Origin of the sequence: Soonwooa buanensis, assembly GCF_900167905.1 — a bacterium.
GTDB classification, from domain to species: Bacteria; Bacteroidota; Bacteroidia; order Flavobacteriales; family Weeksellaceae; genus Soonwooa; species Soonwooa buanensis.
Genome location: NZ_FUYZ01000001.1, coordinates 481,829 through 498,724 on the forward strand (window position 1 = coordinate 481,829; position 16,896 = coordinate 498,724).

17 protein-coding genes and 3 pseudogenes are annotated in these 16,896 nt (G+C 38.0%); 13 read left to right on the forward strand and 7 right to left on the reverse strand.

Annotated features, from left to right (window positions below; genetic code table 11):
• The first annotated feature begins 3 nt into the window (after positions 1 to 3).
• Genes B5X62_RS02365 through B5X62_RS02395 form a run of 7 tightly spaced genes read left to right on the forward strand, consistent with a single transcriptional unit; the run spans position 4 to position 5,116 of the window.
• Entirely contained in the window at positions 4 to 474 is a 471-nt protein-coding gene (locus tag B5X62_RS02365) for an SRPBCC family protein (protein WP_079665773.1), read from the forward strand.
• Positions 471 to 929, forward strand: coding sequence for a sterol desaturase family protein (locus tag B5X62_RS02370; RefSeq protein ID WP_079665774.1), 459 nt, complete (start codon positions 471 to 473; stop codon positions 927 to 929). The genes B5X62_RS02365 and B5X62_RS02370 overlap by 4 nt, the downstream gene beginning before the upstream one ends.
• Positions 926 to 1,636 carry a lycopene cyclase domain-containing protein gene (locus tag B5X62_RS02375; RefSeq protein ID WP_079665775.1) on the forward strand — a complete coding sequence of 237 codons (711 nt, stop codon included), beginning with the start codon at positions 926 to 928 and terminating at the stop codon, positions 1,634 to 1,636. Before B5X62_RS02370 ends, B5X62_RS02375 begins: the two co-directional genes overlap by 4 nt.
• A complete protein-coding gene (locus tag B5X62_RS02380) occupies positions 1,626 to 2,396 on the forward strand; it encodes a hypothetical protein (RefSeq protein ID WP_079665776.1) in 771 nt (256 codons plus the stop codon). Before B5X62_RS02375 ends, B5X62_RS02380 begins: the two co-directional genes overlap by 11 nt.
• On the forward strand, positions 2,386 to 3,690 hold the full coding sequence (locus B5X62_RS02385; RefSeq protein ID WP_079665777.1) for a cryptochrome/photolyase family protein: 1,305 nt from the start codon (positions 2,386 to 2,388) through the stop codon (positions 3,688 to 3,690). The genes B5X62_RS02380 and B5X62_RS02385 overlap by 11 nt, the downstream gene beginning before the upstream one ends.
• A gap of 2 nt (positions 3,691 to 3,692) precedes the next feature.
• A complete protein-coding gene (idi, locus tag B5X62_RS02390; RefSeq protein ID WP_079665778.1) occupies positions 3,693 to 4,211 on the forward strand; it encodes an isopentenyl-diphosphate Delta-isomerase in 519 nt (172 codons plus the stop codon).
• Positions 4,208 to 5,116, forward strand: a complete 909-nt coding sequence (locus B5X62_RS02395; protein ID WP_079665779.1) for a TIGR01777 family oxidoreductase — start codon at positions 4,208 to 4,210, stop codon at positions 5,114 to 5,116. The genes idi and B5X62_RS02395 overlap by 4 nt, the downstream gene beginning before the upstream one ends.
• 46 nt (positions 5,117 to 5,162) lie before the next feature.
• Here B5X62_RS02395 and mobB read toward each other — a convergent pair.
• Positions 5,163 to 6,427 (reverse strand): annotated as a pseudogene (gene mobB, locus B5X62_RS02400) (conjugal transfer protein MobB).
• A pseudogene (mobA, locus tag B5X62_RS02405) lies at positions 6,424 to 6,867 on the reverse strand (conjugal transfer protein MobA). Before mobA ends, mobB begins: the two co-directional pseudogenes overlap by 4 nt.
• 526 nt (positions 6,868 to 7,393) lie before the next feature.
• On the opposite strand from mobA, the pseudogene B5X62_RS02410 reads away from it, so the two are divergent.
• The 6 genes and pseudogenes from B5X62_RS02410 (at position 7,394) to B5X62_RS02435 (ending at position 13,106) form a co-directional block, all read left to right on the forward strand.
• Positions 7,394 to 8,141: pseudogene (locus B5X62_RS02410) on the forward strand (ParA family protein).
• A 141-nt stretch (positions 8,142 to 8,282) separates the two neighbouring features.
• A complete protein-coding gene (gene istA / locus B5X62_RS02415) occupies positions 8,283 to 9,788 on the forward strand; it encodes an IS21 family transposase (RefSeq protein WP_079665780.1) in 1,506 nt (501 codons plus the stop codon).
• 287 nt (positions 9,789 to 10,075) lie between these two features.
• The gene (locus B5X62_RS15660) at positions 10,076 to 10,258 is read left to right on the forward strand and encodes a hypothetical protein (protein WP_245797117.1); all 183 of its coding nucleotides are present in this window, start codon (positions 10,076 to 10,078) and stop codon (positions 10,256 to 10,258) included.
• 23 nt (positions 10,259 to 10,281) lie between these two features.
• The gene (locus tag B5X62_RS02425; protein WP_245797134.1) at positions 10,282 to 11,109 is read left to right on the forward strand and encodes an IS3 family transposase; all 828 of its coding nucleotides are present in this window, start codon (positions 10,282 to 10,284) and stop codon (positions 11,107 to 11,109) included.
• 463 nt (positions 11,110 to 11,572) lie between these two features.
• Positions 11,573 to 11,887 (forward strand): helix-turn-helix domain-containing protein, encoded by a 315-nt coding sequence (locus B5X62_RS15620; RefSeq protein WP_079665783.1) that lies wholly within the window; start codon positions 11,573 to 11,575, stop codon positions 11,885 to 11,887.
• A 106-nt stretch (positions 11,888 to 11,993) separates the two neighbouring features.
• The gene (locus tag B5X62_RS02435) at positions 11,994 to 13,106 is read left to right on the forward strand and encodes a serine hydrolase domain-containing protein (RefSeq protein WP_079665784.1); all 1,113 of its coding nucleotides are present in this window, start codon (positions 11,994 to 11,996) and stop codon (positions 13,104 to 13,106) included.
• A gap of 154 nt (positions 13,107 to 13,260) precedes the next feature.
• On the opposite strand, the gene B5X62_RS02440 is transcribed toward B5X62_RS02435, so the two are convergent.
• The 5 genes from B5X62_RS02440 to B5X62_RS02460 all read right to left on the reverse strand — a co-directional run bounded on the left by B5X62_RS02440 (position 13,261) and on the right by B5X62_RS02460 (position 16,836).
• Positions 13,261 to 13,950, reverse strand: a complete 690-nt coding sequence (locus B5X62_RS02440) for a VIT1/CCC1 transporter family protein (protein ID WP_079665948.1) — start codon at positions 13,948 to 13,950, stop codon at positions 13,261 to 13,263.
• 66 nt (positions 13,951 to 14,016) lie between these two features.
• Positions 14,017 to 15,207: a DUF3570 domain-containing protein gene (locus tag B5X62_RS02445; protein ID WP_079665785.1), complete on the reverse strand. Its 1,191-nt coding sequence runs from the start codon at positions 15,205 to 15,207 to the stop codon at positions 14,017 to 14,019.
• Positions 15,208 to 15,242: 35 nt separating this feature from the next.
• Positions 15,243 to 15,464, reverse strand: coding sequence for a DUF4266 domain-containing protein (locus tag B5X62_RS02450; protein WP_062669905.1), 222 nt, complete (start codon positions 15,462 to 15,464; stop codon positions 15,243 to 15,245).
• Entirely contained in the window at positions 15,461 to 16,387 is a 927-nt protein-coding gene (locus tag B5X62_RS02455; protein WP_079665786.1) for an FAD:protein FMN transferase, read from the reverse strand. Before B5X62_RS02455 ends, B5X62_RS02450 begins: the two co-directional genes overlap by 4 nt.
• A gap of 5 nt (positions 16,388 to 16,392) precedes the next feature.
• Positions 16,393 to 16,836, reverse strand: coding sequence for a thioredoxin family protein (locus tag B5X62_RS02460; RefSeq protein WP_079665787.1), 444 nt, complete (start codon positions 16,834 to 16,836; stop codon positions 16,393 to 16,395).
• Positions 16,837 to 16,896 lie beyond the last annotated feature (60 nt).

Here is a 16,896-nt window from a genome sequence, read left to right on the forward strand (position 1 = left end):
AAAATGAAACATCGATTATACAGAGAACAACAATTGCATTGCAATATAGAAACGGCTTGGGCATTTTTCTCTTCCCCAATGAATTTGTCGAAAATAACACCAAAGGATATGGGATTTACGGTATTGTCCGATTTTCAAAACGAACCGATTTTCAAGGGAATGATTATCGATTATACCGTTTCACCGATATTACGTATTCCGCTACAATGGCAGACAAAAATAACGCAGGTAGATACACGCAAAAGTTTCACTGATTTTCAACAAAAAGGACCTTACAAATATTGGAATCATTTTCACGAATTTATTCCCAACGCAGACGGTGTGCTGATGAAAGATACGGTAGAATATGAGTTGCCTTTCGGTGTTTTGGGAACTATAGCACATCGGGCATTTATAAAAAAGAAATTGGAGTCAATTTTTGATTTTCGCTACCAAGTTTTAGAACAACAATTTAAAAAAACAATTTCGATATGAACGTATTAATCACATTGCTGACATTTATATTGATGGAAGGAGCAACCTGGATTATCCATAAATACGTGATGCACGGCTTTTTGTGGGTTTTGCACAGGGACCACCACGACCATAGCAATGAGGGCATTTTGGAAAAGAACGACTATTTCTTTGTGATATTTTCCTTGCCAACGATAGCTCTGATGTATTTCGGTTCGTTAAAGGATCTTAATTATTTATTCTTTATCGGCTTGGGAATAATGCTTTACGGAATGGCTTATTTTTTCGTACACGATATTTTTATTCATCAACGCAACAAAATTTTCAGTCGTACTCAAAACCCCTATTTCTTGGCACTTCGCAGAGCTCACAAACAGCATCACAAGCACACGGGAAAAGAAGATGGCGAATGTTTCGGATTTCTGTACGTGCCTTTCAAATATTTCAGAATGTATTTTAATTCCGCTAAAAAATGATGGCTTATACTTACGCATTAATCCTGTTTTTCACGGTCATCATTTGTTTCATCGCATCTTTTGACCGAAGAATACTCTTTAATCGACATTTCGGAGCATTTCTGAAATCGGCTGTTTTGGTGGCCATTCCTTTCAGCGCATGGGATGTTTGGTTTACGGCAAGAGGCGTTTGGTGGTTCAATACTGATTATACGCTCGGAATAGTCTTGGCAGGATTACCTTTGGAAGAATGGCTATTTTTTATGTTCATTCCGTTTTCCTGTGTGTTTACCTATTTCTGTTTTGACAAATTTTTCAAGTTGGATTGGCTTTCGGGATTTAATAATTTGATTGTTTTTGTGATTGTAATCGTATGTTCGGTGATGGCTCTGCTGCATTACGACAAAATTTATACACTGGTAACAGCTATCGCTACAATAGCGACCTTAATCTATCTGCATTTTATAGTTCGTGCAGATTGGATTGGCAAAGCATCACTTATTTTTACGGTTTTGATGTTGGGTTTCTTTCCTGTAAATGGTGTATTGACAGGAACAGGATTGGAAACGCCTATCGTGAATTACAACCAGAATGATTTTCTAGGGTTACGCATGCTCACGATACCTGTAGAAGATGCTGTATATGGTTATACGCAATTTCTTTTGGTACTATATTTTTTCAAGAAATTTTCTGGTAAATCACTAAAACAGCAAGGTAATGAAGAATAAATTTCAACTTTTAAATGGGCTTGCTTTAGTCGCAACCATCGCCATAAACTATCTCTCCAGTAGTGGTATGCTTAATGGCGAGACAATGGCAAGTATTTCGGCAAAACATCCAACGCTGTTTACTTCGGCAGGATATGCGTTTTCTATATGGGGAATTATTTACATCGGACTGTTGGGTTTTGTGATTTACTATGGTCCGCTAACAAAAAGCACCGAAACGAAAGAAAAAACGGTTTCAACTATTGGTTGGTGGTTTGTCATATCCTGCATAGCCAACAGTTTGTGGGTGGTGGCGTGGATGTACGGCTATACGTTTCTTTCTATTCTTTTAATGGTCGTTATTTTTGTTTCATTATTGAAAATAATACAGCAAATTAAGCCTGAACTACAATCTCCCAACTTGAAAACAAGGCTTTTTCTCCAGTTACCTTTTCATATTTATGCGGGTTGGATTTCGGTTGCGTTGATTGCGAATGTTGCCTTTTTGTTAAAAAAAGTAGAGTGGAATGGTTTTGGGATTTCAGAAACCATTTGGGCAATTGTGATGATTATAATCGCCGCATTGGTTCATTTATTTATGCTTTGGAGACAAAAAATGCCGCTGTTTTCCTTGATTGCCGTTTGGGCATTGATTGCCATTGCGGTAGCCAATCAAAAGAGCAATCAAACTGTTTTTATTACAGCTGTAAGTGTTGCGATATTCATTTTTGTAAATATTGCTGTTCAGTTTCTAAAGAAAAAATATCTGAATGAAAAGTAAGATATCCGTTTTTTGGTTTCGTAGGGATTTGCGTATGGAAGACAATACAGGCTTATGTCAGGCCTTGGCTTCGGAATATCCTGTTTTGCCGGTTTTTATTTTCGACACGAATATTTTGAAACATTTTGAAGATAAAAAAGACCAAAGAGTGGATTATATTCATCAGGCACTTTCTGATATAAACATGCAGCTGAAATCGTCAAATGCGAGGTTGAATACGTTCTATGGAAATCCGTTGGATATTTTCAAAATGCTTTCTGAAAAATTTGAGGTTCAAGCCGTTTTTTGCAATCGGGATTACGAACCACAAGCCATTCAAAGGGACACGGATATTTACCAATTTTTCAAAGAGCAAAACATTCCTTTCAGGGCCTTCAAAGACCAAGTCATTTTTGATAAAAACGAGGTGCTGAAAAATGATGGAACGCCTTACACGGTTTATACGCCCTATTCTAAAAAATGGAAAGAACGATTAACAGAAGAACACTACAAGCCGCACGAAACGGATTTTACAAATTTTCTAAAGCAAGATTTTAAGAAGATTCATTCTTTAAAAGAAACTGGTTTTGAAAAAACGGATATGAATTTGAAAACACCCAAATTGGAGGCCTCAACAATTGATGTATATGATAAATACAGAGATTATCCGGCATTGCAACGAACTACTCAACTCGGTACTGCTTTGCGTTTTGGCACAATCAGCATTCGTAAATGTGTAGCTTTTGCTTTGGAACACAATCAAACTTGGCTGAACGAACTGATTTGGCGGGAGTTTTTTATGCAGATATTGTATCACTTTCCCAAAGTGACCAATCAATCGTTCAAAGCTAAATATGACGCTATCAAATGGAGAAATGATGAGTGGGAATTTGAACAATGGTGCGAGGGAAAAACCGGCTATCCGATAGTCGATGCGGGAATGCGGCAGTTGAACGAAACTGGTTATATGCACAATCGGGTACGGATGATTACAGCGAGTTTCTTGTGCAAGCATTTGTTGATTGACTGGCGTTGGGGGGAGGTTTATTTTGCAAAAAAACTCAACGATTATGACTTGTCCGCCAACAACGGCAACTGGCAATGGGCAGCAGGTTCGGGTTGTGATGCTACACCTTATTTTAGGGTTTTCAATCCGAGTACACAAACCGAAAAATTTGATAAAGATTTAGTATACATCAAAAAATGGGTTCCTGAATTTGGAACAGAAGAATATCCCAAACCTATTGTCGAACATGGATTAGCGCGGCAAAGAGCCTTGAAAGTGTATGCAGATGCGGTTAAAGAAAATGCTTAAATATGGAAAGAAATAAAGTTATCCTCGTAGATGTAGATGATAATGCCATCGGAGAGATGGAAAAGTTGCTTGCCCATCAGCAAGGCGAGTTGCACAGGGCTTTTTCGGTGTTTATTTTTAATGCTAAAGGCGAATTGCTGTTACAGCAACGGGCGAAACATAAATATCACGGTGGTGGTTTGTGGACGAACACCTGTTGCTCTCATCCACAATGGGGAGAAGATGTAGACTCAAGTGCTTTAGAACGATTAAACTATGAAATGGGGTTGAAATCCAATTTAGAGCTGGTGTATTCGTTTATCTACTACACTACTGTCGAAAATAACCTAACCGAACACGAGTTAGACCATGTTTTTGTTGGTTATTCTGACCAGAATCCGTTGCCCAACGACGATGAAGTGCAGGATTATAAGTGGATGAATCCTACTGAAATATTATCAGATATAAATGAGAATCCCTCACTTTATACAGTATGGTTTAAACAGGCTCTCCCGGAATTGCTTTCAAAAATAGAACGATGAAAAAAATACTGATTGCTGGAGGGACAGGTTTTGTGGGGAAGGCATTGATAAAACATCTCGTAAACTGTGGTTATATAGTTCATGTTTTAACCCGAGGAAACAATATTTCGGAGACTGAAAATATACATTATTTTCGATGGAACATAGAGAAGGCTGTTATTGATGGCAAGGCTTTTGACGGTGTTACAATAATCATCAATCTGACAGGGGTTAACATCGGTGAAAAGCGATGGACAAAAAAAAGGAAAGTTGAAATCATCGAAAGCCGCATAAAGGCAATCAACCTACTGTACCAGTATGTCAATAGACTAAATATTGGTTTAGACACTTTCATTTCTTCATCTGCTGTGGGGTACTATGGAGCAGTTACTTCCACTAAAATATTCACAGAAATTTCTGATAGCGGCGACGACTTTTTAGCTTCTGTTTGTGAGCAATGGGAAAAAGCTGCACTACAATTTGAAAATAGTGATATTGCCACCACTATTTTAAGGAAAGGTGTCGTGTTGGGAAAAGAGGGTGGTATGTACCAAAAATTAGCTCCGTTGGCTAAATGGGGTATTAATATTGCTTTGGGAAACGGAAGGCAATTTTTACCATGGATAGATATACGTGACTTGGTTCGTTTGTACGAATTTATTTTACAAACCGATGAAATAAGAGGTGTCTTCAATGTGGTTTCTTCCGAGCATATCACGATGAATGATTTTTCTAAAATTTTACTTCAATCCTTCAGGAAGACAAGTATTTTACCTAATGCACCGGCATTCTTGATACAACTATTGCTCGGCGAAATGTCTGTAATGTTGTTGGAGGGTTCAAAAGTGAGTAATGAAAAGCTAAAAAAAGCAGGCTTTCAGTTTGAATACAACACCATTGAAAAATCATTATTCGGTTTAAAGTAAGTGCGGTTTACGGAATTAGCATTATTTGAGATAAACATTTACGTATTCACAATTTCCTGCCTTTCTTCTTTTTCTTCTTCATTCGATTGGCGAGCTGTTCTTCCTCGTAGTCCTCGCCCTGTGCTTGTGGCAACAGGCTGAACAACCCCAAATCAGAACTGTGCGAATGCTCCTGTGTGATGAACTCAAAAAGGTCTTTTTTCGGTTGGTTGTCTATCGGGTCCGTATTGGAAACAGGGCTGTCCTGTGCTTTCAATTCGGGTTTGTTTCCGTTGTTCCACCAATCGTTAAACAGATTTGCAGACAAGTTTCTGTCCAACTGCGAGCCATTCCAAACAGTACGGCTACCATTGTCAATAAACGTAATGCCGTAAATCCGTCCGCTGTTGTTCCTGCGGACAACCGTCTGAATATTCTGTTCGGCAAGTTGCTTTTTAAATTCCTTTTCGCTGTCTGTGGTATGAATGGCAAGCTCCACCGCATTTTTGAGGACAGACCTCGCAGGGTTGGTTTTCATTTTCTCTTTCGACTGTTCAAAGTGCCGTTGTAATCCGTTTACTCCTGCGTGCTTGCCAAACAAAGACGCTTTAAACGGATTGCTTACTTTTTCTCCCTTATCTTTCAAAGCGAAATATACCAATCCGTGTATCGGCTCTCCGTTGCGTTCGCCTTTTATTTCCTCTGCCGTAATATTCAAAAACGAAAGCAAAGCGTTGTATGTTCCAATGCTTGTGTATTGGTAATACTTCGGCAGATGCCAACTACCGAAGCCATTTGACTTTTAATATCGCCTTTCTGCTGTTCTACCTTTTTGAAAATCTTATCGGTTTGTTTCTGTTCCTGCTCGGTAGCTTTGTGCAGGTTGTATTTGGTTTCCAAATCCCGACAGACAGCCATTGAGCGTGGGTGGTCGTAATCATCGGGAATTTTCTTGCCATCAATGCCCACGCAGGTCGAAACAATGTGTATATGTGTGCGGTCAATGTCCGTATGTTTGAATACGATATACGGCTGATTGCCGTAACCCATACGCTCCATATACTCCTGTGCCATTTCGGTAAACTGTTCATCGCTTACCTCGTCTTATGGATCGGGGTTCAATGAAATGTGCCGTACCGTCTTTTCCGTTTTGATATTGGCAGACAGATACGGCTCAAAACATTTATTAAAATACGCAACGGAATACCTGCCGTCCACCGTGTCGGGTATCTTGTTGAGCAACAGAACCGCTCCGTTTTCCTTTTCCACTTTCTGCTGATTGTACAAAATCGCTCCGTACATATTGCTTCCCTTTCCGATTTTTGCAATCATTTTTCTTGCTCTTTATTCAGATATTTCTTTTCAAACTCCTGTGTCAAACGAATGATTTCCCTTGTTACCTTTACCAATTCAATAGTCTGTTTTTACAATTTGTAGAGGTATACCAATGCCTTTTTCTCCGAAAAATTGGAATTCAACAGCTTTACAATCTGGTTGTAATTGGTGGCTATTCCTCTGAACTGTCCGAAAAAATTGGTCAATCCTGCGTGGTATTCTACGGCATTCATATCAATTTTTACGGTCTTTACCGTCTTCTGAAAGATACAAGCCGTAATGAAATGTGCCATTACGTTCATTCCCGATTGGTCGAAAAGGGCAAGGAATTTGGCATTATCTTCATCGCTTAGGTTAAAGGAATACCGATGTACGGCAGGGTCAATCTTCGGTTTTCGACCTGTCTTTTTAATCTTTTTTCTGTTCATTTCTTCCATAATCAAATCCATTTTTAATGTTATCGAAACTGCGACTTCGGAGCGGTTTTCAGCCCCCTGCAAGGACAAGTGCTTTTGAGGTGCGGAAATTTATTTCGAGGACCTCAAGAGATAACTTGCTCTGAACAAGGGTTCAGAAAATCCGTTTTGCAAAAGGATTAGAGTTAGCCGAAAGAAAACAGTCCGAAACTGTTTTTATCGTATCCGTAAATACTTTGATTTTAAAGGATTAAACCCACTCTGTTATTCCTTTACAAAGTAAAGGAACTATCAGCATTTGGCACTCGGACAAACACTGCCACTGAACGCCAAACACTGCCATACTTCAATCATCGGATACTTTAATCGCTTTATTTGCCTTATCGTTTTAATGCAGGTAGGAAAACAGGCAACAAAATCCGTGTTGCGTAAAAGCATAAAGTTTTAAAAGTATAAAATTGTAAAAGCGTGAAAGGATTTTGCTTCTTGCCAAAACATATACCTGTGTGCAAAACGGATAAAGTGTGTGACAATAAATTTTTGAATAATGGGAACAACAAAGAAAACCTTAAAAATCAGTTTTGCCACCCAAAAAGGCGGTGTGGGAAAATCTACGATGACAACCCTGTTGGCAAGTGTGCTTCACTACCGCTTGGGTTACGATATGCTTATAATGGACTGCGACTTTCCGCAACATAGTCTTACCAATCTGCGTGAAAGGGATTTAAAAACCATAATGCAGAACGAATACCACAAACGAATGGCAATGAAACAGTTTCAAGCCATTAACAAAAAAAGCATATCCGATTATCAGATGTAAAGCTGATACCGCTTTGCAGACAGCTTCGGACTATGTAAACCAATCGTCTGTAAAACCCGATGTGATATTTGTCGATTTGCCTGGAACGGCAAATACCAAAGGTGTTTTGACGACTTTAAAGAAAATGGATTTTATCTTCTCTCCGATGTCGGCAGACCGCTTGGTCGTGGAAAGTACATTGGGCTTTACCAAAGCATTTATCGGGCTTCCTCCCATTGAGGGCGAAAACAAAGAACAGGTAATGTGGCTGTTTTGGAACGGTGTGGACGGCAGGGAAAAAACAGGCGTATATGAAGCCTATCAAAGCGTAATCCAACAGCTTAATCTGTCCCTAATGCAGTCGAGGATAATGGACAGTAAGCGTTTCAGAAAGGAAACGGACGATACGGGAACTTATGTGTTCAGGTCGAGCCTGCTCCCTGTCGAAGTACCGTTGATGAAAGCGACAAAATTGGATTTATTTGTCGATGTGTAGAATCCTGTAAAACTGACCATATCATTCCTGCCAAAGTGAGCAGTTAATTCCTGTTCAAATTTACCAGGGTATTCCTGCGAAATTGACCACCAAAAAAAGTCGATAAATGTGTCTTAGAAATAACTTGCAAAAAAGCGAGTTATGGCTAATAAAAAAATAGGCATGTTACATTTAAGACAATTATTACGACTTTACACCTCTGGTGTTAGTAAATTGCAGATTAGCAAACAGCTGGGTGTATCAAGGAACACCGTCAAGAAGTACATTCATCTTTACCACGAGCATCAGTTTACTTTTGACGAATTACAGGCACTTAACGATGAAGATTTTGACGATCTTTTCGGAGCGTCATCATCTGACGTACGACATCAAGACACAGTTCATAAGCAATTAGAAAGTTTTTTTCCGTATTTTTCTAAAGAATTGAAACGTGTTGGTGTTACCCGTTACTTACTTTGGGAAGAGTATATCGACAAACATCCCTCAGGTTATAGCTATTCACGCTTTTGTTTTCATTACAGAACTTGGTGCAAGAGAGTCAATCCCTCTATGCATATCGATCACAAAGCTGGAGACAAAATGTTCGTTGATTATACGGGGAAAAAACTTCAAGTCATCAATAAAGAAACAGGCGAAGTAAAAGATGTAGAAGTCTTTGTAAGTGTGTTAGGAGCAAGCGGAATGACCTTTGTCGAGGCAACCTATACCCAGACCAAGGAAGACTTTTTGTCCAGTCTTACAAAAACTTTGCATTATTACGGCGGCGTTCCCGCAGCCATAGTTACGGATAATCTGCGTACAGCAGTAAAAAAAAGTCATAAATACGAACCCATTATCACAGACTCTTTACTCGATTTTGCTTCCCATTACAGTACCACTATTTTGCCCACACGAGCTTATCATCCCAAAGACAAAGCTTTGGTTGAAAATGCTGTTAGAATAGTTTATACCAGAATATTTGCGCCACTTCGCAAGACTCAGTTTTTTAGCTTAGAAGAGCTTAATAACGCCATACATCTTCTTTTAGAACAGCATAACAAAGCGCCTTTACAACGCAAAAAATATTCCCGAGAAGATATCTTCTTGGAAGTTGAAAAACCTGCATTATCACCACTTCCTTCTTTGATGTATCAGCTAAAATACACCACGAGGGCAACAGTTCATAAAACAAGCCATGTTTATCTCAATAAAGACAAGCATTACTATAGTGTTCCCTTCAGCTATATTGGTAAAAAGGTGAATATTATTTTCAATAAAAACACTGTCGAAATTTACTTTGAGCAACGCAGAATCGCTTTTCATAATCGGGTTTTACTAAAGTATGGTTATACCACGATTAAAGAACATATGCCTTCCTCACATCAACTTATGACAGAATGGAATCCCTCGAGGTTTTTGTCGTGGGGACGAAGCATTGGCGAATCTTGTGAAAAATACATTGAGAAAATATTGGAAAAGAAACAACATCCCGAGCAATCTTATAAAACCTGTTTGGACATATTAACCTTGTCTAAAAAGACCGAAAATCAACGTCTTGATAACGCTTGCAAAAGAGCAATAGACTACGAAAGATACAATCTTGCCATTATTAAAAGTATTCTGGAAAGAGGTTTGGACAACCTTAGCAATTGCATCGTCCTAAAATAGGTTGACCAAAAATTAAGCACTTTTATTAAACAATGGACTGAACAAATGGACAAACCTGCCGAATTCTAGCGAATGCGCAGAATCGTGAGAACCTTGAAATAAACAACAAATCTCGAACAAAAAGAAACGGCAAAAAAACTTCTTTTGAATTCAAAATTTTTGTCATTTCGCAAATCAATAATGGGCAAATTTCCACTAACTTTGCTTCAAAAAAGTATGATATTTCTAGAAGTACAATCGATTATTGGCGAAAAAAATTAAGTAATTACACCTCAAAAAAGAAAGCAATGAGCTTACAAGATGAAAACAAAAAATTAAAAGAAAAGCTCCAAGAACTGGAGTGGATAAAGGATTTCCAACAAGATGTTATCGTAGAATTTGAAAAAGTTACAGGTAAGGAACTTTCAAAGGAATTATTGCCCAAACATTTAGCAAACGAGATTCAGAAGAGAAAGAAAAAGCTAAAATAAAGCTTCTGTATCAAGTTTTTGGGATTTCAAAACAAGCTTATTATCAACGTCAAAAATCTTTTCAGAGACAAATGTCTATCAATGAAAAAGTTATTGAAATAGTTCAAAAAATACGAAAAAGACAACGTAAAATGGGAACTAGAAAACTCTACGATAAAATGAAATCTGAACTTTTAAAAAACAACATCAAAATGGGAAGAGATGCTTTATTCACGCTACTTCGCAACCACGGAATGCTCATCAAAAAGAACAAATGCTATCACATAACAACCGATTCAAAACACTTTTATTACACATCTCCTAATCTACTGAAAGAGACTGAATTAACTCATACTGAACAAGCCGTCGTTTGTGATATTACTTACATTAAAACCGATCAAGGACATGCTTATTTATCGCTTGTTACAGATCCATATTCCAAGCAAATCATGGGTTATGCTCTGGAAGACAACATGAAAGTAGAAATGGTGAAAAAAGCCCTAAAAATGGCGCATAACAATCTGCAATTTGGATTAGAAAACATCATTCATCACTCTGATCGAGGATTGCAATATTGTTGTCCAGATTACACGGAATTTGCCAGGAAATTAGGATTCAAAATGAGTACCACTCAGAAATACGATCCTTACGAAAACGCTGTCGCAGAAAGGATTAACGGAATTTTAAAATACGAATTTGGATTTAAAAATGTTATTAAAGATTTAAAAACCGCTCAAAAAATGATTAAAGAAGCTGTGGACATCTATAACAACGAGAGAACGCATTGGAGCCTCGGTTTTAAGACGCCTGCGCAAGCTCATAATGAGTTCAATCAACACATTTATAAATCTTATTCAAAAAAATCTGCATGATGATGTTGTTGAAAAAATCGGTAATAAAATGTGGGAAAATCGACTGGCCAAAGCGAAGGGAATTTTTCCAAATTTTATTCCGAAATTAAAAACAAAAATTCCTATTTTTAAATCGTGAAACAAATCCTAAATATTAACCAAAAAGAGTCAACCTATTTCAGGACATGACATTTTCATCCATCCGGATTTTTTTGCCGGGCATCCACTTGCCAGGTTAATAACAAAATTCGGATTTTTCGGTTACAATATACATGAAGCCCTTCATCTATCAGAAAAAGAAAGGAATAAAGTTCTTCATATTTTTGAAGATATCAGGGACGAAATTGAAACGGTAATAGACGATACAAGCCAGGAGCTGATCATTTCATACCTTGAAGTTTTGCTTAATTACAGCAACCGCTATTATAAACGGCAGTTTATCACCAGAAAGGCAATAAACAGCCCTTTGATAGAGCGGTTTGAAATGATACTCAACAAGTACTATGAAGAGAATGAATCCATGCAGAAAGGTATTCCAACAGTTGGTTATTTTTCAGCCCAGCTGAATGTTTCTTATGGTTATCTAAGTGACCTTCTGAGAAATATGACAGGAATGAATACGCAGCAGCATATCCACGCTAAACTGATCGAAGTTGCCAAACAAAAGCTGTCGACATCGGAACTTACTGCTGCCGAAATTGCTTATGAACTGGGGTTTGAGTACCCGCAATCATTTAATAAACTTTTCAAAAACAAAACCGGGTTGACACCACTGCAATTTAGGGAACAGCTTAATTAGGCTCAACATCAACCGTAAAACAGCTTTTATAATATAGAAAATAAATAGCCAATCTATTTTATGTCCCGCTAAGTAGCCCCATCTAAAAAAATAGTAAAACAATAATATGAACACTGTTAAAAACCTTAAGGTCTTATTTCTGATCATCCTTGCAGCCTCAAATTCCTATGCACAAGATATACAGCAAAAGATAAAAAACATCGTTGATTCCACTTATGCTGCTAATCCGAAAGCAGTTGGTCTTGCACTCTATGTTGAATCACCAGAACAAAAACTTTCTTTTGGATATGCCAAGGGCTATGATAATAGGGACACTAAACATCAACTCTCTGTAGATCAACCTGTACTGATAGCAAGTACTACAAAACCTTATGTTGCCGCAGCTCTATTGAGGCTTGCTGAAAAGGGAAAACTTAATATTGATCAACCCATCAAAAACTACTTGAGCCAAAAGTCTGAAATGGAACTTAGCCAAGCAGGTTACAATACGTCTCTCATCACTATAAAACATCTACTCTCCCACACTTCAGGCATTAGAGATTACGTAGATGCTGACTATTTCAAATTTATTGGTGAACACCCAAAATATGCCTGGACAAGGGACGAGCAGATCTCCAGAGCAGCAAAACTCGGAAAACCTCTTGCTCAGCCAGGTGAAGGTTTTAAGTATGCAGATATTAACTTTGTATTACTTACCGAAATCATTGAAAATATCACTCATCTCCCCTACTATCTTTCGATCAAAAAACTGCTCAGTTACAAAAAAAATGGATTGGAAATTACCCGTTTTGCTAAATTTGAGAAAGCTGATAAAAATAGCCATGAATGGGCACACCAGTATTGGGATGAATTTGGATGGGACACCTACAACCTGGATCCGTCATGGGATTTATATGGTGGTGGTGGTATAGCCACAAATGTGAAAGAGATGTCAATATTTTTCCAGCAATTATTTGGTGGTAAGACCATTAAGAATAAAAAAATTCTTTCTCAAATGACAGCTGATGTACCACCAAATCTCGAGGTAAACTATTGTCTTGGTATTCGTAAAATAAAATATGCAGGCCTTTTAGGTTACAATCATGGAGGGGGATTAGGAACAGACCTCATTTATATTCCCAAATTGAAGACATCAATTGCAGTAGCAGTGCTGGAAGCCTCTAATCGACCTATAACCGTAGAAATGAGTAAACAAATCGTAGCACTTTTATCAAGATAATAGACGTTTGATTGTTAATCTTCTTTTCAAATCCTATTTATATTCTCAATGCAAATAAATGGCACTTTATTCCATATTTTCTAGCAATATGGTGCTTACGTGTATAATAAAATAAAAACGACTGCACTTTAATGTCAGTCGTTTTTATTTTATCTTAAGAAACGCTCACCCCGAAGAAATGACCTATAAATGCTGTAATTCCCATCGCAACAGTTCCCCAGAAACAAATTCTTAAAACAGCAATTCCTATTTTTGAACCACCTATTTTGGCGGAGAGAGCGCCTAAAATCATTAAGAAAATAATTGAAAATCCATATTGAAAATAAACCATTTGTTTAATCGGAGCTAAAAGCGAAACTGCAAACGGCAGTAATGCACCCAAAGCAAATGATCCGAATGATGCAAATGCAGCCTGTAAAGGTTTTGCCTGCGTTATTTCATTGATTCCCAATTCGTCATGAGCTGCCAAAGCATCGTGCTCCATGAGTTCGGTGGCTACTTTTAAAGCGGTTTCTTTACTTACACCTCGTCTCTCGTAGATCTTTGCCAATTCTCTCAGCTCAACTTCCGGCATTTCTTCAAGCTCGCGTTTTTCCCTTAAAAGATCGGCTTTCTCGGTGTCTTCCTGCGAACTTACCGACACGTATTCTCCTGCTGCCATAGACATCGCTCCGGCGATCATTCCGGCTAAAGCGGCAAGAATAATGGTATTTCTGTCGGGATTGGCTGCAGCAACACCAATGAAGATGCTTGTGGTAGACAATAATCCGTCATTTGCACCTAAAACCGCTGCACGAAGCCAGCCGACCCTATTCACATAATGTTTTTCCAATTGATGATGCATAAGCTTGTTTGTTAGTTTAAAAAATGACTTGCCAAACATCTTTAGCAAGTCAAATTTAAAATGATTTTATTTAAATCTCAAATTCAGGGAAATAATATCAGATTTCATTCCCACAGATTTCGTATAATGTCCGTATCTGATTTCCAGCATATTCAGCCTTTCGACACCAAATAAACCATTCTTCGGACTGATCCTGATTCCTGCCCCGTAAAAATTACTGCTGAATTTTGAAAGGTCATAATTACTTGTATAAAAATCATCAAAAGCCGTGTGCTCTTGATAAGGCGCAAAATATTTAGCCGCAGTCTGAGAATAATACCTGTAAAACGGACTTACCGAAACAAAAGGCGAAATTTTCACCGGCGTTTCCAGGCTGAAAGTATTGGATTTCAAGCCCCAATCGTCAGTATAATAACGATAATACGCTCTCAGAATCACTTTGTCCCCGAGGAAATAATTAGCTCTTAATCCCAAAGGAATTTTAAACCTTTTATCCGGCAAAGCTTCCTGATGAACCGAATGATCATTGAAATAAACCCTGTGGAAAGGCAAACTTAAATATCCTGTCTGCTGAACACCATCCGCCAAAAATTCAACCTGAAAATTCTGATTGATGATCTGCGAATATGATAAGGACAACGCATAAGTATTTCTTCCGCTTGTTCCGTAGTTTTCGTGTTCTCCTCCGGTGCTTCCGGTTGTTCTGAGCTCAATCGGAGCAATCAGTTTTACCTGATCCAGATAAGCCTGGAATTTTGCGGTAAACTCTCCCATTCTGTTTTTGGTTTTTTGCGAAAACCCGATGTTTGCACCGTAAGATGCATAATCAAATTCAAAAGAGGTAGAAACACCCGCCATTAAAGTCGTTCCTTTTTTAGTATTCTCACGGCTCCAGCTTAATGCAGGATAAATTCTGTTGTCTGCGTGGGAAGCAGATGAATTGGCTTTCAGATCGATCATATCCGACGAAGCGGAAGTATAATGATCGATCCCGACACTGAGATCGAATTTGTTTTTCCTGTCTTTCTTGTCGTATTTTACCATAGTTACATCGATGGTATTGGAAATGTCGGTCAGTTTTTCCGTCCCGATTCCTCCTGTAACTGCGGAATTGTTTCCGTTTTGTTTATAATAGCTTGAAACTAAATTAGCTTCATCAAAAGTCAGTTTTTTAGGCTGTTCATTGTTTGTGTTTTCCTGTGCTTTTGCGTTGAAAATTCCGAAAAGAGCAATAACACTTACGATCAATTTTTTCATTTTTGAATCACAATTAAATTTTACGATTACTCTTTTTAGTTACATCCGCACCCACCGCCAACTTTTCCGGCATTTGCGCCCGAAGATCCTTCTCTGTACGATTGAAAGCTCAGTTCGGTTTTTTCAATTTTTCTGTTTCCAAGAGCCATTTCGGCATCGTTTAATTTGTTTTTCTCGTACTCTTTTACCGTTGTACAGGACTGTACTGAAGCAACGGTGATTAGTAAGAAGCCGAATATTTTTATAAGGTTTTTCATTTTAGATTAATGTTTTGAGATGAATAAATTTTGTCCTGATCATCAATAATGATGCATTCCAGATGGTTGATCTGGTTGATCATATGGAGTGCCACATCGTTTCCCATAATACTTACCGGAGTTGCCATTGCATCTGCAATTTCTGCGTTAGGACAAAAGATCGTAACACTTTTTACGCCCGAAACAGGTATTCCCGTTTTGGGATTGATGGTATGAGAATATTTTTTACCGTTGATAACGACGAATTTTTCATAATTTCCTGAAGTGGCAATTGCCATATTGGTAATATTCATATACGAAAATGGCTGTTTTGCGTTATCGGGATCGGCAATTCCCACAGTCCAGGGCCTTCCGTCTGCCTGATTTCCCCAGGTCGTTAAATCTCCTGAAGCATTTACAATTCCGGAAGTGACACCTCTGTTTTGAAGCATCTGTTTTGCCATTTCAGCAGCATATCCCTTACCGATTCCTCCAAAGCCGATCCGCATGCCTTTTTCTTTTAGCAGAACAGTTTGCTTTTCACGGTTAAGAATAATATTCTGATAATTAACGAGTTTCAGATGATCTTTAATCAGTTCAGGATTCGGAAGTTCTTTCATTTCACAATCGAAATTCCAGAAACTTTTATCGATTCCACCATAGGAAATATCGAAATATCCGTCTGTTATCCTGCTGATTCTAAGGCATCTTTCAATCAGATCAAAAATCTCCCAATCCACTTTTACAGGTTTGATTCCTGCATTTCTATTGATGAGATTGGTCTGGCTTTCCTCACTGAATGTCGTCAAAAGCTTTTCAATTCTCCGAATCTCGTTAATCGCTGCATCGATATGCTGATTTGCCGAATTTTCATCATCACTTACTACAGTAATTTCAAAAGCGTTCCCCATTAATTTCTGGGGTCTTTTGAATTCTCTTAACATACCTTTTATTTTTGATTTCCTTTGATATCTCTGATCTCTTTGCTGAAAGCCAATGCATTTTCCGAAGGCAGCCCTTCCCAGCTTTTCAGGACTTTTCCTTCCGAATTTAGTAATAATGTATAAGGAAATAATCCTTTTTGATTATACTGATCAGCAAGTGAGGCATTTTCTTTTTTCAATTCTGGGGGAAGCTGATTCTTTTTATTTCTTGGAAAATCTGCATTGATGTAAACGACAACATTTTCCGTTTCAAGCTTTTTAAATTCATCGGTCTCGATAATATTTTTATGAAGCTTAATACACGGAATACACCAGTCTGAACCAGAGAAATTTAATAATATAAGCTCTTTTTTTTCTGATGCTATTTTTTGGGCATTCTCAAAGCGGCTTTGCGCATGAATGCCAATAGCGAATACAACCATTAATATGGCTGAAAATAATGTTTTCATTATTATAAAAATTAATGATATAGAATAATTGATGATGTTGGTCTGTGAGTACAAACCAAA